Annotated in this window: 20 protein-coding genes; 2 read left to right on the top strand and 18 right to left on the bottom strand. The window is 72.9% G+C overall.

The window, feature by feature from the left end:
• Positions 1 to 12: 12 nt before the first annotated feature.
• The 4 genes from ACFV4F_RS02935 to leuA form a co-directional block, all read right to left on the bottom strand.
• Positions 13 to 849, bottom strand: coding sequence for an isoprenyl transferase (locus ACFV4F_RS02935; protein ID WP_380444817.1), 837 nt, complete (start codon positions 847 to 849; stop codon positions 13 to 15).
• Positions 850 to 853: 4 nt separating this feature from the next.
• Entirely contained in the window at positions 854 to 1,600 is a 747-nt protein-coding gene (recO, locus tag ACFV4F_RS02930) for a DNA repair protein RecO (protein WP_359969802.1), read from the bottom strand.
• Positions 1,601 to 1,832: 232 nt separating this feature from the next.
• Positions 1,833 to 2,525 (bottom strand): TerB family tellurite resistance protein, encoded by a 693-nt coding sequence (locus tag ACFV4F_RS02925; protein WP_380444816.1) that lies wholly within the window; start codon positions 2,523 to 2,525, stop codon positions 1,833 to 1,835.
• A 240-nt stretch (positions 2,526 to 2,765) separates the two neighbouring features.
• Positions 2,766 to 4,562 (bottom strand): 2-isopropylmalate synthase, encoded by a 1,797-nt coding sequence (leuA, locus tag ACFV4F_RS02920; protein WP_380444815.1) that lies wholly within the window; start codon positions 4,560 to 4,562, stop codon positions 2,766 to 2,768.
• A 349-nt stretch (positions 4,563 to 4,911) separates the two neighbouring features.
• Between leuA and ACFV4F_RS02915 the strand changes: the two genes are divergently transcribed.
• The gene (locus ACFV4F_RS02915; protein WP_380500193.1) at positions 4,912 to 5,961 is read left to right on the top strand and encodes a M4 family metallopeptidase; all 1,050 of its coding nucleotides are present in this window, start codon (positions 4,912 to 4,914) and stop codon (positions 5,959 to 5,961) included.
• A 143-nt stretch (positions 5,962 to 6,104) separates the two neighbouring features.
• Complete coding sequence (locus tag ACFV4F_RS02910; protein WP_329931097.1) at positions 6,105 to 6,371, top strand: protealysin inhibitor emfourin; 267 nt, start codon at positions 6,105 to 6,107, stop codon at positions 6,369 to 6,371.
• A gap of 49 nt (positions 6,372 to 6,420) precedes the next feature.
• On the opposite strand, the gene era is transcribed toward ACFV4F_RS02910, so the two are convergent.
• From era to dnaJ, 14 genes are all read right to left on the bottom strand, one after another.
• Positions 6,421 to 7,350, bottom strand: coding sequence for a GTPase Era (gene era / locus ACFV4F_RS02905; RefSeq protein ID WP_359969813.1), 930 nt, complete (start codon positions 7,348 to 7,350; stop codon positions 6,421 to 6,423).
• A 49-nt stretch (positions 7,351 to 7,399) separates the two neighbouring features.
• On the bottom strand, positions 7,400 to 7,561 hold the full coding sequence (locus ACFV4F_RS02900) for a hypothetical protein (RefSeq protein ID WP_380444812.1): 162 nt from the start codon (positions 7,559 to 7,561) through the stop codon (positions 7,400 to 7,402).
• A 102-nt stretch (positions 7,562 to 7,663) separates the two neighbouring features.
• Complete coding sequence (locus ACFV4F_RS02895; RefSeq protein WP_380444811.1) at positions 7,664 to 8,017, bottom strand: cytidine deaminase; 354 nt, start codon at positions 8,015 to 8,017, stop codon at positions 7,664 to 7,666.
• Between the two features lie 46 nt (positions 8,018 to 8,063).
• The gene (locus tag ACFV4F_RS02890) at positions 8,064 to 8,609 is read right to left on the bottom strand and encodes a DUF4383 domain-containing protein (RefSeq protein WP_380498162.1); all 546 of its coding nucleotides are present in this window, start codon (positions 8,607 to 8,609) and stop codon (positions 8,064 to 8,066) included.
• A gap of 38 nt (positions 8,610 to 8,647) precedes the next feature.
• Entirely contained in the window at positions 8,648 to 8,884 is a 237-nt protein-coding gene (locus ACFV4F_RS02885) for a hypothetical protein (RefSeq protein ID WP_380444808.1), read from the bottom strand.
• Between the two features lie 43 nt (positions 8,885 to 8,927).
• Positions 8,928 to 10,253: a hemolysin family protein gene (locus ACFV4F_RS02880; RefSeq protein ID WP_380444806.1), complete on the bottom strand. Its 1,326-nt coding sequence runs from the start codon at positions 10,251 to 10,253 to the stop codon at positions 8,928 to 8,930.
• Positions 10,254 to 10,272: 19 nt separating this feature from the next.
• The gene (ybeY, locus tag ACFV4F_RS02875) at positions 10,273 to 10,767 is read right to left on the bottom strand and encodes an rRNA maturation RNase YbeY (protein WP_063347517.1); all 495 of its coding nucleotides are present in this window, start codon (positions 10,765 to 10,767) and stop codon (positions 10,273 to 10,275) included.
• Between the two features lie 14 nt (positions 10,768 to 10,781).
• Positions 10,782 to 11,918, bottom strand: coding sequence for a PhoH family protein (locus ACFV4F_RS02870; protein WP_380444804.1), 1,137 nt, complete (start codon positions 11,916 to 11,918; stop codon positions 10,782 to 10,784).
• A 206-nt stretch (positions 11,919 to 12,124) separates the two neighbouring features.
• On the bottom strand, positions 12,125 to 13,048 hold the full coding sequence (locus ACFV4F_RS02865) for a ribonuclease Z (RefSeq protein ID WP_380444803.1): 924 nt from the start codon (positions 13,046 to 13,048) through the stop codon (positions 12,125 to 12,127).
• Between the two features lie 5 nt (positions 13,049 to 13,053).
• Complete coding sequence (locus ACFV4F_RS02860; protein WP_380444801.1) at positions 13,054 to 13,407, bottom strand: histidine triad nucleotide-binding protein; 354 nt, start codon at positions 13,405 to 13,407, stop codon at positions 13,054 to 13,056.
• A 65-nt stretch (positions 13,408 to 13,472) separates the two neighbouring features.
• A complete protein-coding gene (locus ACFV4F_RS02855; RefSeq protein WP_380500192.1) occupies positions 13,473 to 14,222 on the bottom strand; it encodes an RDD family protein in 750 nt (249 codons plus the stop codon).
• Positions 14,223 to 14,322: 100 nt separating this feature from the next.
• Entirely contained in the window at positions 14,323 to 17,571 is a 3,249-nt protein-coding gene (locus ACFV4F_RS02850; protein ID WP_380500191.1) for a S41 family peptidase, read from the bottom strand.
• A 148-nt stretch (positions 17,572 to 17,719) separates the two neighbouring features.
• Positions 17,720 to 18,469: a 16S rRNA (uracil(1498)-N(3))-methyltransferase gene (locus ACFV4F_RS02845; protein ID WP_380498166.1), complete on the bottom strand. Its 750-nt coding sequence runs from the start codon at positions 18,467 to 18,469 to the stop codon at positions 17,720 to 17,722.
• Positions 18,470 to 18,596: 127 nt separating this feature from the next.
• The gene (gene dnaJ, locus ACFV4F_RS02840) at positions 18,597 to 19,739 is read right to left on the bottom strand and encodes a molecular chaperone DnaJ (protein WP_363649839.1); all 1,143 of its coding nucleotides are present in this window, start codon (positions 19,737 to 19,739) and stop codon (positions 18,597 to 18,599) included.
• Positions 19,740 to 19,746 lie beyond the last annotated feature (7 nt).

Below are 19,746 nucleotides of genomic sequence, written 5' to 3'. Positions count from 1 at the left end.
TCCGTCGTGTCCTCAGCGCTGCGCGGGGACTCCCTGCGCGGGCACCTCGTTCGGGATGGCCCCGCCGAAGCGCCGGTCGCGCATCGCGTACTGCTCGCAGGCACGCCACAGGTCGCGGCGGTCGAAGTCCGGCCAGAGCACGTCCTGGAACACGAACTCGGCGTAAGCGGACTGCCAGAGCAGGAAGTTGGAGGTGCGCTGCTCGCCGCTGGGGCGCAGGAACAGGTCCACGTCCGGCATGTCCGGGTGGTACAGGTACTTGGCGATGGTCTTCTCGCCGACCTTCTTCGGGTCGAGCTTGCCGGACGCGACGTCGGCCGCGATGGCCTGCGCCGCGTCCGCCAGTTCGGCCCGGCCGCCGTAGTTGACGCACATGTAGAGCGTGACGGCGTCGTTGTCCTTGGTCTGCTCCTCGGCGACCTTGAGCTCCTGGACGACGCTCTTCCACAGCTTGGGCATCCGGCCGGCCCAGCGCACCCGCACGCCCATCGCGTCCATCTCGTCGCGGCGGCGGTGGATGACGTCCCGGTTGAAGTTCATCAGGAACTTCACCTCGTCGGGCGAGCGCTTCCAGTTCTCGGTGGAGAACGCGTACAGCGAGATGTTCTTCACGCCGAGCTCGATCGCGCCCTTGAGCACGTCCAGCACGACCGCCTCGCCGACCTTGTGGCCCTCGGTGCGCGGCAGCCCGCGCTCCTTGGCCCAGCGGCCGTTGCCGTCCATCACGATGGCGACGTGGTTCGGCACCAGCTCGCCGGGGATCTTCGGGGGCCGGGCGCCGCTGGGGTGCGGGGTCGGGGGGAGGTACTCCCGCTGCTTGCCGCCGCCGAAGAGCCGTCGCGCTGCCATGTGCTCACTTCTCCACGTATCTCATCGAGCGGATTCCCCGCTCCAGGTGCCACTGCAGATAGGCCGCGACGAGGCCGCTGCCCTCCCGCCAGTACCGCGGCTCGCAGGAATCCGCCGTCTGCCAGTCGCCCGACAGCAGCGCCCCGAGCAGTACCAGTGTCTCAGGGGAGGGTACGGCACATCCGGGCACTCGGCAGTCCGCGCACAGCACCCCGCCCGCCGGGAGCGAGAAGAAACGGTTCGGCCCGTCCAGCCCGCACTTGGCGCAGTCGGTGAAGCTCGCGCCGTACCCGTTCACCGCGAGCGAGCGCAGCAGGAAGGCGTCCAGCACCAGGTGCGACTCGTGCAGCCCGGCCGCGAGCGTGCGCAGACCCCCCACGAGCAGCAGGTACTGCTGGACGGCCGGCTCGCCCTCGTTCTCGGCGAAGCGCTCGGCCGTCTCCAGCATCGCCGTCCCGGCGGTGTACCGGCCGTAGTCGGTGACGATCGAACCGCCGTACGGCGCGATCGTCTCGACCTGGGTGCACAGCGGCAACCCGCGGCCGATCAGCTCACTCCCCCGGCTGAAGAACTGCACGTCCACGTGCGAGAACGGCTCCAGCCGGGCGCCGAACTTGGACTTGGTCTTGCGCACCCCGCGCGCCACCGCGCGCACCTTGCCGTGCTGGCGGGTCAGCAGGGTGATGATCCGGTCGGCCTCGCCGAGCTTCTGCGCCCGCAGCACCACGCCGTCGTCCCGGAACAAGCTCATGCGCCCGCCTCGCTACGCTCGGCAGGGGCATTCGCCCACTCGCACCTGTTCAATGACTCGCTCGCTCCGCCATGCCCACCATTGTCGCCCACCCGGGCGCAGCCGTGTGCCCGCACCCAGGCCGTGGGGGAGGACCTGTGCGGTGCGGGTCACGGCGGGCCCGGAGGGGGGGAGACGGGCCCGTTTGTGGGGGTTGGTGATGGCTCTGCGGCAGTGTGTGGAGAGAGCAGGTCTAGTACGGCGCCCGGGTGGCCGCCTCCAGCAGCGCCGAGACCCGGGTCTGGGGCAGGTCCAGGCAGCGCCCGACCGCGGCCAGCGCCTCCCGCTCCTGCGGCAGGTAGCGCCCGTCGGCGAGCGCGATCGCCGCGCCCTGGAGCAGCAGCCGCTCGCGGCCCTGGTGGGCCAGGTGCGGGGCGAGCGGTTCGAGCACCGCGTGCAGTTCCACGGCGAGGCCGCCGGCCTCCCCCAGCCTCCGGCCGGGAGGTGCCCCCAGGTCCTGGGCGTCGTAGAGTTCGCCGCCGAGCCCGGACAGGGCGGCGAGCGCGGCCAGCACCTGGGCCTCGCCGCAGTCCTCGAACCCGGCCTCGCGCACCGCCGCGCAGGCGGCCTCGCGGGCCGCGCGGTGGGCGGTGCCGCCGGCCGCGAGCAGGGCCAGCGCGATCGTGTACTGGGCGTCCCGCAGCATGCCGCCGAGCCGGACGCAGGTGGGCTGTTCGAGGCTCTCGACCCCGTACCGGCCGTCGCAGCCGGTGCACTGCACGCTGCCGATCACCGGTCCGAGCGGGAGCACCGGGGTGCCCAGCAGCCGCAGCCACCGCCGGCCGTGCTGCCGGCGGTAGTTGCGGTCCCCGCCGCAGCCCGGGCAGAAGAAGTCACCGAGAACGTCGGTCCGCCACCTCGGGCGAACACCCCACAAGCTGGTCACGGCGCCACTCCCCAGACATGGCAGGCGGCCTGCACAACTATGGGCAGGTCACGCGACCGGACACCGAGGCCGTCCCACCGACCCGGCTTTCCGGTGGATCGATGTTGCCACGCCCGGAGGCGGGTGTCAGTACCCCGAACGCCTTCCGGAGCGAAAAAATGTGGCCCAGGACACAGTCGGGGCGGGCAACGCCGAGGGCCGCCCCGCAGGACGGCCCTCCGTGCGTGCCACTCGTACGAACTACCCGCGCTGCGCCCGGTTGACGGCGCTGATCATCGCCTTCAGGGACGCCAGCACGGTGTTGGCGTCGATGCCCACGCCCCACAGCACCTTGCCGTCCACCGCGCACTCGACGTACGCGGCGGCCTGGGCGTCGCCGCCCTCGCTCAGCGCGTGCTCGGAGTAGTCCAGGACCCGCACGTCCACGTCGATCCGGCCCAGCGCGTCGGCGAACGCGGAGACCGGGCCGTTGCCGACACCGGTCAGGGTGACCGGCACGCCGTCCACCACGGCCCCGGCGATCAGCGCGTCCCGGCCGTCCTCGGTGGTCAGGGTGCGCGAACCGCTCAGCGTGATCCGGCCCCACGGGTTGTCCGTGGTCGGCAGGTACTCGTCCTCGAAGACCCGCCAGATCTCGGCCGGGGTGACCTCGCCGCCCTCGGCGTCGGTCTTGGCCTGGATGATCCGGGAGAACTCGATCTGCATGCGGCGCGGCAGGTCCAGCTTGTGGTCGTTCTTCAGGACGTACGCGACACCGCCCTTGCCGGACTGGCTGTTGACCCGGATGACCGCCTCGTAGGTGCGGCCGACGTCCTTCGGGTCGATCGGCAGGTACGGCACGCCCCAGGTGTGCTCCGCCACCGGCACGCCCGCCGCCTTCGCGTCCGCCTCCAGGGCGTCGAAGCCCTTCTTGATGGCGTCCTGGTGCGAGCCCGAGAAGGAGGTGTAGACCAGGTCACCGGCGTACGGGTGGCGCGGGTGCACCTCCATCTGGTTGCAGTACTCGGCGGTGCGGCGCACCTCGTCGATGTCGGAGAAGTCGATCTGCGGGTCGACGCCCTGCGAGAACAGGTTCATGCCCAGGGTCACCAGGTCGACGTTGCCGGTCCGCTCGCCCTGGCCGAACAGGCAGCCCTCGATGCGGTCCGCACCGGCCATGTAGGCCAGTTCGGCGGAGGCGACGGCGGTGCCACGGTCGTTGTGCGGGTGCACCGACAGACAGACGAACTCGCGGCGCGACAGGTTGCGCGACATCCACTCGAACTGGTCGGCCTGGACGTTCGGGGTGGCCCGCTCGATGGTGGCCGGCAGGTTCAGGATGATCTCGCGGCCCTCGCCCGGCTGCCAGACGTCCATGACCGCCTCGCAGACCTCCAGCGCGAAGTCCAGCTCGGTGTCGACGAAGATCTCCGGCGAGTACTGGTAGCCGAAGACGGTGTCCTCGCCCAGCAGCTTCTCCGCGTACTCCATCACCAGCCGGGTGCCGTCGGTGGCGATCGCCTTGGTGGCCGCCATGTCGTTGCGGAACACCACCCGGCGGAAGAGCGGCGCGGTCGCGTTGTACAGGTGGACGGTCGCGCGCGGGGCGCCGACCAGCGACTCGACGGTCTTCTCGATCAGCTCCTCGCGGGCCTGCGTCAGCACCGAGATGGTGACGTCCTCGGGGATCGCCCCCTCCTCGATCAGCGACCGTACGAAGGCGTGGTCGGTGGCCCCGGAGGACGGGAAGCCGACCTCGATCTCCTTGTAGCCCATCGAGACCAGCAGGTCGAACATCTTGCGCTTGCGGGCCGGCGACATCGGGTCGATCAGCGCCTGGTTGCCGTCCCGCAGGTCGGTGGACAGCCAGCGCGGCGCCTTGGTGATCACCTTGTCCGGCCAGGTGCGGTCGGGCAGGTCGACCGTGCCGAACGGCAGGTAGCGCCCGTGGCGCATGCCGGACGGCTGCTGGCGCACGCTCGCGGCGGTGATCGGGGTGGGACGGTCGACGAAGGCCCGGCCGGCGGGGATGGGCGCGGCGGAGGTCTGCTCGGTCATGGAACGGCTCTCGGCTTCCTGTGGGTGCGGGGCTGGTCGGGTCCTGTGAAAGGGGGGAAAACACCGACTGGCCGGCCTGCTGCCGCTCACGATCCGCCGTTGGACCGCCGGATGACGCGCACAGCTCGATCCCCGCGGCGAGGGAGCCGGCCCCAGTGGACTACAGGCCCTCGACGCGGCAGCTAAGAAGAAGCAGCCCGTTGCGCATGATGATCCCCAGCGTAACCGAGGCACGTGCGCCCCCGAAGTGATCCGGGCAACCTTCCCACTCCTTGAGACGGCGGCACCGGCGCCTCCGCTTGCGCGCGCGCCGGTGACAACCGGTCATCGAGGCCTCACTCTGGGCCACATGACTGCCGCGCCGCCGCTGTGCACCATCGTTCCGCCGTACGTCCTCGACCACCTCGCCGAGGCCGGTCACGAGCCCGCCGCCCGCTCCCTGCTCCTCGACGCCGCCCACCGCTCGACCCGCCACGCCGCTCCCCCGGCCGCCCCCGCCGGCCCCGCCGGCCCTGCCGGCCCGGGTGCCACCGGGCTCAGCCGGGTGATCGCCGACACCGGCCACAGCGAGCGACTGCCCGGACGGACCGTCCGCACCGAGGGCCAGGCCCCGGTCGCCGACCGGTCCGTCGACCACGCCTACGACGGCCTCGGCGCGACCTTCGCGCTGTACGCCGACGCCTTCGGCCGCCGCTCCGTCGACGGCCGCGGGCTGCGGCTGGACGCGACGGTGCACTACGGCCAGGACTACGACAACGCGTTCTGGAACGGCAGGCGGATGGTCTTCGGCGACGGCGACGGCGAGGTGTTCGGCGACTTCACCGCCTGCATCGACGTCATCGGCCACGAACTCACCCACGGCGTCACCCAGTTCACCGCCGGCCTGGAGTACCGGGACCAGCCGGGGGCGCTCAACGAGTCGGTCTCCGACGTCTTCGGCTCGCTGGTCAAGCAGTACGCGCTGCGCCAGGGCGCGGCCGACGCCGACTGGCTGATCGGCGCCGGCCTGCTCGTCCCCGGCGTGCAGGGCGTCGCGCTGCGCTCGATGAAGGCGCCCGGCACCGCCTACGACGACCCGCGCCTCGGCAAGGACCCGCAGCCGGCGCACATGCGGGACTACGTGCAGACCGCCGGGGACAACGGCGGCGTGCACATCAACTCCGGCATCCCCAACCACGCGTTCTACCTGCTGGCCACCGCGCTCGGCGGCTCGGCCTGGGAGTGCGCCGGACGGATCTGGTACGACGCGCTGACCGGCCGCCGGCTGCCCGCCGACGCCGACTTCACCGCCTTCGCCCGGGCCACCGTGGCCGCCGCCAAGGCCCGTTACCCCGACCGGAGTTCGATCGCGGACACCGTGACGGCCGCGTGGGCGCAGGTCGGCGTCAGCCCCGGCTGACGGCACCCCGGCCCCCGAACTCCCGTTCCCCGGGCCGGGGAGCGGGAGTTCGGGACCGGCCGAGACCAGGTTGAGCCGGGCTTAAGGTCACGGTCCGGGAAAAGCCCGGCAAAAACCCATCCCTACGTAGCACCATGGCCACCATGCGTATCCAGGTGACCCGGACCGGCGGCCTCGCGGGAATCGTCCGCCGCGCGGAGCTCGACACCACCGACCGTACGGACGCCCCGCACGTCCACGCGCTCGCCCGCGAGGCCGTCGCGGGCGGGCTGCGGGCCCCGTCGTACGGGGTGCCGGACGGCTTCCACTACGAGATCACCGTCGACGGCCGCACGGTCCACTGCGCCGACCCGAAGCTCACCGACTCGCAGCGCGAGCTGGTGTCGCTGGTGCTGCGCGAGGGCGCGTAGGACGTTCCCCGGGCACCCGCCCCCGCGCGGCACCCGGCCCCGCGGCCGGTCAGAACCCGAGCTTGCGCAGCTGCTTCGGGTCGCGCTGCCAGTCCTTGGCCACCTTGACGTGCAGGTCGAGGAAGACCGGCGTGCCGAGCAGCGCCTCGATGTGCTTGCGGGCCGTCGTGCCGACGTGCTTGAGCCGCGCGCCCTTGGCGCCGATGACGATCGCCTTCTGGCTCTGCCGCTCGATGTAGACGTTCGCGTGGATGTCCAGCAGCGGACGGTCCGCCGGGCGGCCCTCGCGCGGCAGCATCTCCTCGACCACGACGGCCAGCGAGTGCGGCAGCTCGTCCCGCACGCCCTCCAGGGCGGCCTCGCGGATCAGCTCGGCGACCATGATCTGCTCGGGCTCGTCGGTGAGGTCGCCGTCCGGGTACAGCGGCATGCCCTCCGGCAGCAGCTTGGTGATCAGGTCGGCGACCAGCTCCACCTGCTTGTCGCCCACCGCCGAGACCGGGATGATCTCGGCCCACTCGATGCCCAGCTCGACGCCGAGCTGGTGGACGGCGATCAGCTGCTCGGCCAGCCGCTTGGAGTCGACCAGGTCGGTCTTGGTGACGATGGCGACCTTGGGGGTCTTCTTGATCTCGGCGAGCTCCTTGGCGATGAACTTGTCGCCGGGGCCGAGCTTCTGGTCGGCGGGCAGGCAGAAGCCGATCACGTCGACCTCGGCCCAGGTGGAGCGGACCAGGTCGTTGAGGCGCTCGCCGAGCAGGGTGCGGGGCTTGTGCAGACCGGGGGTGTCCACCAGGACGAGCTGGGCGTCCGGGCGGTGGACGATGCCGCGCACGGTGTGCCGGGTGGTCTGCGGACGGTCGGAGGTGATCGCGACCTTCGTCCCCACCAGGGCGTTGGTCAGGGTCGACTTGCCCGCGTTGGGCCGGCCGACGAAGCACGCGAATCCGGATCGGTACGGGGAGGAAGGGGCACTCATGCGCTCCATTCTCCCTGATCACCGGGAGCCGGCCGACCCGGCCGCGCGGTCAGCCCTTGGAACCGCCGCCGCGCGAGGTCAGCGCGGCGACGATCAGCAGCAGGAGGAAGGCCAGCGAGCCCCCGAGCCACCAGGGCGAGCCGGTCTCCTGCCACTTGCCCATCCCCATCACGAACAGCAGCAGCCCGGCGAAGAACGCCACCGTGCCCATGTCCCCAGCCCCCTCACCGATTCCCCTCCGGTGAGATTATCTGCTGAACACAGGAACGTTCCGCCGGGCCACCGACGCGTCGGGAACGCGCGAGAACGCCCCTCAGGAGGCCTTGACCGCCACCCGGAGCGTCCCGTCCGGACCGGCCAGCAGCAGTGGCGTCCCGGCCCCGCCGAGGTCCCGCACGGCCGCCAGGTCGGCCTCGGCCGGCCGCTCCGCCTCGCTCACCACGGCCGCCGCCTCCAGCGACTTCGCCCCGCTGGCCACCGCCATCGCGACGGCCGTCTGCAGCGCGCTCAGCCGCAGCGACTCCAGCGCGACCGTCCCGGCCACGTACGTCCGCCCGGTCTCGTCACGCACCGCGGCCCCCTCGGGGACGCCGTTGCGGGCGCGGGCCGAGCGGGCCAGGGTGATGATCTTCTTGTCTTCGGGGTCGAGCTCGACGTTGTCACTCATGCGCCGAGCATAGGCGCCGACCGGCCCGCGGGGCCCGGGGCGGCCCTCAGTGGCCGACCGGCTGGGTCGGTCCCGGGTTCGGGTTGAGGACCTTGACGAAGGTCTTCGGACCGGACGGCAGCGGCGTCTCCCGCTCGATGCGCCCGCGCCAGAACGGGTTGTCGTGCGGCAGGTGGCTGCTCACCCGTCCGTACATCCCGAACGTCGTCACGACGGTCCCGAACACGAAGGCGAACAGCACGTTCGACATCCGGAAGTTGAGGATGTTGGCGTCCGGCCGGCCGAGCACCGTCAGCCCGTAGAACCCTGACAGCACGAACAGCACGCCGACCACCATGTTCAGGTTCGACGCGAAGTTCCCGCCGATCACCGCCCCCACCACCAGGATCGCGCCCACCACGATGGACAGGATGCTCAGCGCCCCGTTGGTCGACAGCCCGGCGACACGGTCACCGTGCGTCGCGAGGAACCCCGGGTGGTCGGCCAGGCCGAGGCACCCGAACACGATCAGGAAGATCCCCCCGAGCCCCGCCCCGGCCCGCCACACGGTGGCGAGCTTCGAGTCGACGGGCAGTTCGTCTTGCAGCTTCATGGCGACCTCCACCATGGGCCGGCCGGGCGGCACCCGGCCTAGCTGTAGGGATGGCTCCCCTGCATGTGCGGGACCTCGTGCATGTAGAGCGAGCCGCACTGCTGACAGCAGCGCAACCCGGTGCCCCATTCCTGCTCGGGCCGGGTCTCGGCCTCGTCCGCCATGGTCCGGCCGCACAGCGCCATCGCGAGGTCGCCGTCCCGGACCACGTGCCAGACCTTGACCCCGCCCGCCGCCCCTTGCGGGCCGTACTCCGCGCGAAGTTGATGCGTCATGCCCTCCATGGTCGCTCCGCCGCCCCGCCGCCGCTACTCGCGGCTACTCGCCCTGGTCGTCCGAGGGGTCGTCGGCCCGGCGGACGGGGGTGGCGACCATCGAGCCGATGCGGTTGCGGCGGCCGGCGGAGGACTCGGCGGTCAGCAGGATGCCGGTCAGGCCGGTGTCGGCGGGTTCGGGCAGCGGGATCTCGCAGGCGGAGCCGGGGATCGGGACGCGGCCGAGGTGTTTGGCGAGCAGGCCGCCGACGGTCTCGACGTCCTCGTCCTCCAGCTCGATGCCGAAGAGTTCGCCGAGGTCCTCGACCAGGAGGCGGGCGGTGATCCGGTAGGAGCCGTCGCCGAGGTCCTCCACGGGCGCGATCTCCCGGTCGTACTCGTCGGTGATCTCGCCGACGATCTCCTCCAGGACGTCCTCGATGGTGACCAGGCCGGCCGTGCCGCCGTACTCGTCGATCACGATCGCCACGTGCGAGCGGCGCTGCTGCATCTCGCGCAGCAGGTCGCCGGCCGGCTTGGAGTCCGGGACGAAGACGGCCGGGCGCATCACCGCGCCGACCTCCTCCGACTCGGCCTCCCGGTTGATGTGGGTGCGCCGGACGAGGTCCTTGAGGTAGACGATGCCGACGACGTCGTCCTCGTTGTCGCCGACCACCGGGATGCGCGAGAAGCCCGAGCGCAGCGCCAGCGTCAGCGCCTGCCGGACGGTCTTGTGCCGCTCGATCATCACCAGGTCGGTGCGCGGCACCATGACCTCGCGGACGATGGTGTCGCCCAGCTCGAAGACCGAGTGCACCATGCGGCGCTCCTCGTCCTCGATCAGGTCGTCCTTCTCGGCGAGGTCGACGAGGGCGCGCAGCTCCGCCTCGGAGGCGAACGGCCCCTCGCGGTAGCCCTTGCCCGGGGTCAGCGCGTTGCCGAGCAGGATCAGCAGCCGCGGGATCGGGCCGAGCACGGCGGCCAGCGGCAGCAGCACGAAGGAGGCCGCGGTCGCCGTGGTCAGCGGGTGCTGGCGCCCGATCGTGCGCGGCGAGACGCCCACCGCGACGAACGACACCAGCACCATCACGCCGAAGGCGAGCAGCACGGCCTGCCAGGTCGGGGCCACGTTGCGCACGCACACCACGGTGACCAGGACGGCCGCCGCCATCTCGCTGGCCACCCGGATCAGGGTGGCCAGGTTGAGGTAGCGGATCGGGTCGGAGGCGACGGTCAGCAGCCGGGCCGAGCCGCGCCGCCCGGAGCGGACGGCCTCCTCGGCCCGGAACCGGGACACCCGGGAGATGCCCGCCTCGGCGCACGCGGCCAGCCAGCCGAGCACGACGAGCAGCACGGCACCGAGGATGAAGCTCGTACTCTCACCACTCACAGGAGTTCGGGCTCCGCGCTCAGTGGGTGGTGGGGGCCGGCGAGAGGCCGCCGAGCCCGCGACCGGCCCGCCAGTCGTCGAGGATCCGCTTCTGGAGGGCGAACATCTCTTCCTCCTCCTCGGGCTCCTCGTGGTCGTAGCCGAGCACGTGCAGCACGCCGTGGACGGTGAGCAGCTGGAGCTCCTCGTCCATCGAGTGCTTGGACGGGGCCGCCTTGCCCTGCTGCTCGGCGACCTCGGGACAGAGCACGATGTCGCCGAGCAGGCCCTGCGGCAGCTCCTCGCCCTCCTTGCCGGGGCGCAGCTCGTCCATGGGGAAGGACATCACGTCGGTGGGTCCGGGGAGGTCCATCCACTGGATGTGCAGCTCCTCCATCGCCGCGCCGTCCACCAGGATCACGGACAGTTCGGACTGCGGGTGGATCCGCATCTTGTCCAGGGCGAAGCGGGCGACGTCGAGGATGGCTTCCTCGTCGGCGTCCCAACCGGACTCGTTGGCGATGTCGATCGACATGACGGGCTGTTCGCTCAGCTTTCGGTGCGATGGGACTGTCGGGGTGCGCGGGGCGCCGTGGCCTTGCTCGCCGCGCGCCGCTGGGCGGGCTTGCGGGCGGCCGGGGCGTTGTCCTCGGCCTCCTGCCGGGCGTCCCAGCGTTCGTACGCGTCCACGATCCGGCCGACCAGCTTGTGGCGGACCACGTCGGTGCTGGTGAGGACGGAGAAGTGGATGTCGGGCACGTCGGCCAGGATCTCCTGGACGACCTTGAGACCGCTGCGGGTGCCGCCCGGGAGGTCGATCTGGCTGGTGTCGCCGGTGACCACCACCCGGGAGTTGAAACCGAGGCGGGTGAGGAACATCTTCATCTGCTCGGGCGAGGTGTTCTGGGCCTCGTCCAGGATGATGAAGGCGTCGTTGAGGGTCCGGCCGCGCATGTAGGCGAGCGGGGCGACCTCGATGGTGCCGGCCGCCATCAGGCGCGGGATGGAGTCCGGGTCCATCATGTCGTGCAGCGCGTCGTACAGCGGGCGCAGGTACGGGTCGATCTTCTCGTAGAGGGTGCCGGGCAGGAAGCCCAGCCGCTCCCCCGCCTCGACGGCCGGGCGGGTCAGGATGATCCGGTTGACCTCCTTGGCCTGCAGGGCCTGGACGGCCTTGGCCATCGCGAGGTAGGTCTTGCCGGTGCCGGCCGGGCCGAGGCCGAAGACGATCGTGTGCCGGTCGATCGCGTCGACGTAGCGCTGCTGGTTGAGGGTCTTGGGGCGGATCGTGCGGCCGCGGTTGGACAGGATGTTCGCGGTGAACACCTGGGACGGCGCCGGGCTGTCCGGGTCCTCCTCCTGGCTGCGGAGCATGGCGATGGAACGCTCCACGGAGTCCTCCGTGAGGGGCTGGCCGGTGCGCAGCACCAGCATCATCTCGTTGAAGAGCTTCTGCACGAGGCCGACCTCGGCGGGTGCCCCGGTGGCGGTCACCTCGTTGCCGCGGACGTGGATGTCGGCGGCGGGGAAGCCCTGCTCGATCACGCGCAGCAGCGAGTCCGCCGTGCCGAGCAGGGTGACCATCGGGTGCTTTTCGGGGATGACGATCCGGGCGCTGACGCGGCCGTCGTCGGCCGGTTCGGGGCGCGACTGACCATTGGTACGGGTCTGCGATGTGTCACTCATAGGTCGGCGCTGGGGCCTGCCTCATCCCATCCGTGGTGTCGTGTGCCGCTCGGTGTCTCCGGGGCACCAGGGTACGCCGCGAGCGTGATCGCCGCGGCGGGCGGCGGGGCCGCACCCGACGATGCTGCGGCAGATCGGGGGACGGCGCGAGCCCTTTTCGGCGCTCCCGGCCTCACCACGGGTTCCGCGAGCGCGAAGGCGGACGCTCAGGGCAGCCGCCGCGGCGGGACGGGCACCCGGGCGAGGTCGCCGGCGAGCACCAGTTCGCCGTCGAAGTGCTTGCGGGCGTCGGCCAGGTGCTGGCCGAGGTCGGGGTAGCGCTGGGAGAAGTGGGTCAGCACGAGGGTGCGCACACCGGCCTCGGCGGCGGCCTTGGCGGCCTGCCCGGCGGTGAGGTGGCCGTGGTCCTCGGCGAGGTGGGCGTCGGCGTCGGTGAAGGTGGACTCGACGACCAGCAGGTCGGCACCCTCGGCCAGTTCGTGGACGCCCTCGCAGAGCCGGGTGTCCATCACGAACGCGAACTTCTGGCCGAGCCTGGGCTCGCTGACCTCGTCCAGGGTGACCGTCCGGCCGTCCGCCTCGATCGCGCCATCGTGCTGCAGCCGGCCGACCGCCGGGCCCCGGATGCCGAGGGCGGCGAGCCGTTCGGGCACCAGGCGGCGGCCGTCCGGCTCGGACAGCCGGTAGCCGAAGGACTCCACCGGGTGCGAGAGGCGCACCGCGTCCAGCGCGAAGCGCGCGCCGGGCGCGGGCAGCGGGCCCGGCTCGTCGATCGGGCGCGGGCGCAGCACCGCCGTCTCGTGGTAGGCGGTGGCGTGCCGCAGCCGCTCGAAGTAGACCTCGCCGGAGGCGGGGAAGTAGACGTCGACCGGGTGCGGGACGCGGTCCAGGTTGATCCGCTGGATCACCCCGGCGAGGCCCAGGCAGTGGTCGCCGTGGAAGTGGGTCACGGCGATCCGGGTGATCTGGGTGGCCGAGACCCCGGCGTGCAGCATCTGCCGCTGGGTGCCCTCGCCGGGGTCGAACAGCAGTCCCTCGCCGTCCCAGCGCAGGAGGTAGCCGTTGTGGTTGCGGTGCCGGGTGGGCACCTGGCTGGCGGTGCCGAGGACGACGAGTTCGCGCTGCGACACGTAGGTCAGACCATGCTCTCGGTCATCGGCTTGCCGCCGAGCACGTGCACGTGCGCGTGGAAGACGGTCTGCCCCGCGCCGGCGCCGGTGTTGAAGATCAGCCGGTAGTCCTCGACGCCCTCGTCCCTGGCCACCAGGCCCGCCTCGGCGAGGAGTTCGCCGGCGATCTCCGGCTCGGCGGCGGCCAGCGCGGCGGCGTTCGGGTAGTGGACGTGCGGGATGACGAGGACGTGCACCGGCGCCTTCGGGGCGATGTCGCGGAAGGCGAGGACGCGCTCGGTCTTGCGCACCACCGTGGCCGGGATGTCGCCCGCCACGATCTTGCAGAACAGGCAGTCGGGCTGCGGCTCGCCGGCCATCGGATTCTCCTCGGGATCGCGTTCGGGGTCGTGCTTCGTCTGCGCTGGGGCCGTACGGCCGCAGCCTAGCCGAGCCGCCCGGTGGCCTGCTCGTACTCCCGCAGGTGCTTCCAGCGCACGATCCGCACGCCGACGATGTCGCCCTCGCCCTCGAACTCCTCGCTGAGCCAGCTGACCAGCAGGACGACGAAGCCGATCAGCCAACGCCGGGTGAGCCGCCAGGTGTTGGGGTGCATGACGCGCTTGCGGCGGATCACCCGCAGCGCCATGACGCCCTTGCCGACGCTGAAGCCGGTGAGGCGGGCGAGCAGCACCTGGTTGACGAACGACAGGACGAGGCCGGTGGCCAGCAGGCCGACGATCCACGGCACGCCGGCGACCGCGCCGTGCTTGCCCGCGTGGCCGGCCTTGTTCGCGACGGCGAAGGCCGGGCCGACGGCGACCAGGAAGTCGATCAGGATGGCCGGAAAGCGCCGGTAGTTGCTGGTCTCCGGCGGCGTGGGCGCCGCGGTGGCGGCGTCGAACCCCTGCCCGTGGGCCGCGTACGGCTGCGCGGGCTGCGGCTGTTGGGCCGGCTGCGGCTGGTACGGCTGGCCGTGCGCCGGGTACGGGTTCTGCCCGTGCGGCGGGTACGGATTCTGACCGTACTGCGGCTGTGGCGACTGCTGCTGCGGCTGCTGGTACTGCTGCGGCGGCTGCTGCTGCCCGTACGGATTCGGCGGGTACCCCTGCGCCGGGTACGCCTGCTGCGGCGGCTGCGGCTGTGCGTAAGGGTTCTGGCCGTACTGCTGCGGTGATGGATAGCCCTGTGCCATGTGCTCCCCCGTAGAGCTGTCGAGCAAGATCAGCCCCGCATCCTACTCACCGCCCGGAGCGGGAAGTCGGCCCACCCGACTTCCCGCTCCGGACCCGCCCCTACTGCCAGGGCAGCGGCGGCGCCGTCCGGGCCGGCGCCTCGGCGAGCGCGGCCAGCGCGATGCGCACGCCGGCGGCCAGCTGCGGGTCCTCGCCCGCGGCCCACTCGTGCGGCGCGATCGGCACCTCGACGTCCGGGTCGACGCCGTGGTTCTCCACGCCCCAGCCGTAGTTCTCCAGCCAGAACGAGTACTTGGGCTGGGTGACCAGGGTGCCGTCGACCAGGTGGTAGCGGCTGTCGATGCCGATCACCCCGCCCCACGTCCGGGTGCCGACCACCGGGCCGAGCCCCAGCGCCTGGATCGCGGCGTTGACGATGTCGCCGTCCGAGCCGGAGTACTCGTCGGCGAGCGCGACGACCGGTCCGCGCGGGGCGTCCCCGGGGTAGGGCTGCGAGCTGGTGATGTCCCGGGCGACGTTCCAGCCGACGATCCGGCGGGCCAGCTTCTCGATCACCAGCTGGGAGGTGTGGCCGCCCCGGTTCTCCCGGATGTCGACGATCACGCCCTCCTTGGCCATCTCGGAGCGCAGGTCGCGGTGGAGCTGGGCCCAGCCGGCGCTCTGCATGTCCGGGATGTGCAGGTAGCCGAGCCGCCCGCCGGACAGCTCGCGGGTCTCGGCCCGGCGCCCGGCCACCCAGTCGTGGTAGCGCAGCGCCTCCTCGTCGGCGAGCGGGACGACCACCGGGTGGCGCTGGTCGGTGCCGTCCTTGCCGGCCACGGTGAGCTCGACGGGCTGCCCGGCGGTCCCGGCCAGCAGCGGCGCCGGGCCGGTGACCGGGTCCACCGGGCGGCCGTTGACGGCGAGGACGGCGTCCCCGGGGCGGATCGCGGCGCCGGGCGCGGCGAGCGGCGAGCGGGCCCGGGGGTCGGAGGACTCGCCGGGCAGGATCCGGGCGATCCGCCAGAGGTCCCCGTCCTTGACCAGGTCGGCGCCGAGCAGGCCCTGGCGCCGCGCGGGCTCGGTGTGCAGGCCGTAGGGCATGACGTAGGCGTGCGAGGTGGCGAGTTCGCCGTGCACCTCCCAGAGCAGGTCGACCAGGTCGTCGTGCGAGCCGACCCGTTCGACCAGCGGGCGGTAGCGCTCCAGGACGCCGTCCCAGTCGACGCCGGCGAGGTCCGGGCGCCAGAAGTTGTCGCGCATCAGCCGGCCGTTCTCGGCGTACATCTGGCGCCACTCGGCGGCCGGGTCGACCGTCACCCGCAACCGGGCGAGGTCGACGGCCGTCTCGTCCTCGTCGCCCGCCTTGTGGTCGGCCGGGAGGATCCGCAGCTCGCCCTCGTCCACGACCGCCAGCCGGCTGCCGTCCCCGCTGACCGCGAACCAGTCCAGGCCGTGCACGAGCGGCTCGGCCCGGCGCTTCTTGAGGTCGAAGCGCTCCAGCGTGGCCCGGGGCCGTTCGTCCTCCAGCGAGGCCGCCTCGTCGCCGAGTTCGCCGAGCAGCGGCAGGCGCGTCCACAGCACGCCGTCCTTGCCCGCCTTGAGCGCGCCGAAGCGGCCGCCCTCCACCGGGAAGGGGACGATCCGGTCGGCGATGCCGTCCAGGTCGACCCTGGTCACCGGCGCGGCGTCGGCGCCGCCCTCCTCGCCGTCGCCCTTCTTGCCGCGCGGCTCCTCGTCCTCCCCGCCGAGCGGGCGCCCGGCCCGCTGCGGGCCGAACGGGGACGGCGTGTCGGCGGCCAGCGTGATCAGGTACGGGCGGCAGCCGTTGGGGAAGGACAGGTCGAAGACGTGCGAGTCGTAGACCGGGTCGAAGTTGCGCACCGACAGGAAGGCCAGGTAGCGGCCGTCCGCGGTGAAGGCCGGCGCGGTGTCGACGAAGCGCTGCTGGGTGACCTCGCCGACCGTCCGGGTGGCCAGGTTCGCCAGCACGATCTGGCGCAGCGACCACGCCCCGCTGCCCGGCACCGGTCGCGACCAGGCCAGCCACGCGGAGTCCGGGCTGAACACCAGGCCGCTGACCTCGCCGTCGGTGCTGCGGGCCAGCTCGTGCACGGCGCCGTCGGCGAGCGTCACCAGCAGCACCCGGCCGTCGTGCACGCCGAGCGCCGCCTGCTTGCCGTCCGGGGAGACCACCAGCGAGTTGACCCGGCCGAGCTGTCCGGCGGCCAGCCGGCGGCGCTCGGCGCCGTGGACGGCGGGGGCGAACTCCAGCCCGTCCTCGCCCCCGGCGTCCGACACCCACAGCACGCCCTGCGCGCCGTCCTCGCCCGGCACCACGCGGGCCAGCCGGCCGCGCACGCCCGGCGTCTCGTCCAGCACCCGGGCCGGGCCCTCGCGGTGGGTCAGCCAGTGCACGCTCCCGCGCACCACGACGGCGCTGGCCCGGCCGGTGCGGTCCGGGGCGACGGTCTCCAGCCAGTGCGCGGCGTGCACCGGGCGCGGGCGGCGGCCGGTGCGCGGCCCGGCCAGCCGGACGTCCAGGCGGCGCGGCTCGGCGCCCTCGGCCAGGTCCTCCAGGAGCCACAGGTCGCCGGCCCGGTGCCAGACCACCCGGGTGCCGTCGGTGGCGGCGTTGCGGGCGTAGAAGCCGTCCGGGGAGGTGGTGTGGCGGCGCAGGCCGGTGCCGTCCGGGAGGCTGGAGTAGAGCTCGCCGACGCCCTCGTGGTCGGACAGGAACGCGATCCGCGAGCCGTCCGTGCCGGCCACCCACAGCGGCGAGGAGAGCTGCCCGTCGAGGTCCTCGTGGATCCGGACGAACTCGTCCCGGCCGATCCACAGCTTGCCCGCCCGGCCGCCCCGGTAGCGCTTCCACCAGGCCGGTTCGCGGTTGTTGACGGTGCCCAGCAGCACCCGGTCGCCGTCCGGCTCGAAGGCCAGCCCGCCGACCGGCCCGTACGGCAGCCGCACCGGCTCGCCGCCGTCCAGCGGCACCGCGTGCGCCCAGGTGCGGCGCAGGGTGGCCTGCCCGGCGGTGGTGGTGGCGATCGGACGGCCGTCGGCGCTCCACCCCTGCAGCTGGGTCTGGCCGCTGCCCCAGTGGGTGAGGCGCCGCGACGGGCCGCCGTCCACCGGCACGACGTGCACCTCGGGCGCGCCGTCCCGGGCGGAGGTGTAGGCGATGTGCCGCCCGTCCGGGGAGAACCGCGGGTGGTGGACGGGCAGGTGATCGGCCGTCAGCCGCCAGGCCCGGCCACCGTCCAGCGGGGCGAGCCAGACGTCGTTCTCGGCGACGAAGGTGACCAGGTCACCGTGCAGATGCGGGTGGCGCAGGTATGCGCCGACAGGGTTGCTGAGGGGTTCCGTCACGCCGCCAGCGTAGGCACGTACGCGGACGGGGCGGGCCGCTTTTACCCGACTCCACCCGGGTGAGACCGGGGCGGGATCCGGGCGGGAACCGAGTGGGATCCGGGCGAAAACCGGACGGGATCCGGGCGGCCCCCGAACGCAGGGGCCGTCAGGCCCAGCGCCCCGTGCGCCCGAGCAGCAGCGCCCCGGCGGCCACGCCGGCCGTCGAGGTGCGCAGCACCGACGGGCCGAGCCGGTGCGGCTTCGCGCCCGCCTCGGCGAAGGCGGCCAGCTCCTCCGGGGAGACGCCGCCCTCGGGGCCGACCACCAGGACGACGTCCCCGGCGGCCGGCAGCGCGGCGGCGGCCAGCGGCTCGGAGCCCTCCTCGTGCAGCACCGCGGCGAACGCGGCGCCGGCCAGGACGGGGGTCAGCTGGCGGGTCGTCATCAGGTCCCGCACCTCGGGGAAGCGCAGCCGGCGGGACTGCTTGCCCGCCTCCCGGGCGGTGGCGCGCCACTTGGCGAGCGCCTTGGCGCCGCGCTCGCCCTTCCACTGGGTGATGCAGCGCGAGGCGGCCCACGGGATCACGACGTCCACGCCGACCTCGGTCATGGTCTCCACGGCCAGCTCGCCGCGGTCGCCCTTGGGCAGCGCCTGGACGACGACGATCCGCGGCGCCGGCTCCGGCTCGCGGCGCACGGCGGCCACCGTGACGTCGATCGCGTCCTTGCCGAGCACCTCGGCGACCGTCCCGTCCACGCCGAGCCCCAGCCCGTCGGCCAGGGTGACCGCCTCGCCCGCCGTCAGCCGCTTCACCGCGGCCGCGTGGCGCCCCTCCGGCCCGTCCAGCCGTACCACGGCCCCGGGCGCGGCGGCGGCGATCCGCTCGGTCTCTACGACGAACACGGGGGCGGTCATGAGGGGGAACCTTTCCGGGGTGGGACCTGCGGCCCGGGCCGGCAACCACGGCCAGGGCCCGCGACCAGGGGGGACGGAACGCGAAAGGGGTGCCGGGGCGAGGACCCCGGCACCCCTCCGCGGACGGCTAGCGGCCGTTGAACGCGTCCTTCAGACGCGAGAACAGGCCCTGCTGGCCCGGCGCGAACTGGCCGGACGGGCGCTCCTCGCCGCGCAGCACCGCGAGGCGGCGCAGCAGCTCCTCCTGCTCGGGGTCGAGCTTGGTGGGCGTCTGCACCTCGACGTGCACTATCAGGTCGCCCCGGCCGCCCCCGCGCAGGTGGGTGATGCCGCGGCCGTGCAGCGGGATCGACTGGCCGGACTGGGTGCCGGGCCGGATGTCGACCTCCTCCAGCCCGTCCAGGGTCTGCAGCGGCACCTGGGTGCCGAGCGAGGCGGCCGTCATCGGGATGGTGACGGTGCAGTGCAGGTCGTCCCCGCGCCGCTGGAAGACGGTGTGCGTGGTCTCGGCGATCTCGACGTACAGGTCGCCGGCCGGGCCGCCGCCGGGGCCGACCTCGCCCTCGCCGGCCAGCTGGATCCGGGTGCCGTTGTCGACACCGGCCGGGATCTTGACGGTCAGGGTGCGGCGGGCGCGGACCCGGCCGTCGCCGGCGCACTCCGGGCACGGGGTCGGCACGACGGTGCCGAAGCCCTGGCACTGCGGGCAGGGGCGGGAGGTCATGACCTGGCCCAGGAAGGACCGGGTGACCTGGGAGACCTCGCCCTTGCCGCGACACATGTCACAGGTCTGCGCGGAGGTGCCGGGCGCGGCGCCCTCCCCGCTGCACGTCGTGCAGGTGACGGCCGTGTCGACCTGGAGCTCCTTGGTGGTGCCGAACGCGGCCTCCTCCAGGGTGATCTCCAGCCGGATCATGGCGTCCTGCCCGCGGCGGGTGCGCGAGCGCGGGCCCCGCTGGCCGGCCGCGGCGCCGAAGAAGGCGTCCATGATGTCGGAGAAGCCGAAACCGGCCGCGCCGGCGCCGAAGCCGCCCGCGCCACCGCCGCCGCCCGGCGAGAGCGGGTCGCCGCCGAGGTCGTAGACCTGGCGCTTCTGCGGGTCGGAGAGCACCTCGTAGGCGGCGTTGATCTCCTTGAACCGCTCCTGCGTCTTCGGGTCCGGGTTGACGTCCGGGTGCAGTTCGCGTGCCAGGCGCCGGAACGCCTTCTTGATCTCGTCCTGCCCCGCATCCCGTCGGACGCCGAGTACCGCGTAGTAGTCCGTGGCCACCTAATGC

Origin of the sequence: Kitasatospora sp. NPDC059722 (assembly GCF_042733235.1) — a bacterium.
In the GTDB taxonomy this organism is placed as follows: Bacteria; Actinomycetota; Actinomycetes; order Streptomycetales; family Streptomycetaceae; genus Kitasatospora.
Note: the sequence above shows the minus strand (reverse complement) of the source record. Positions and strands in the feature narration are given on the sequence as shown.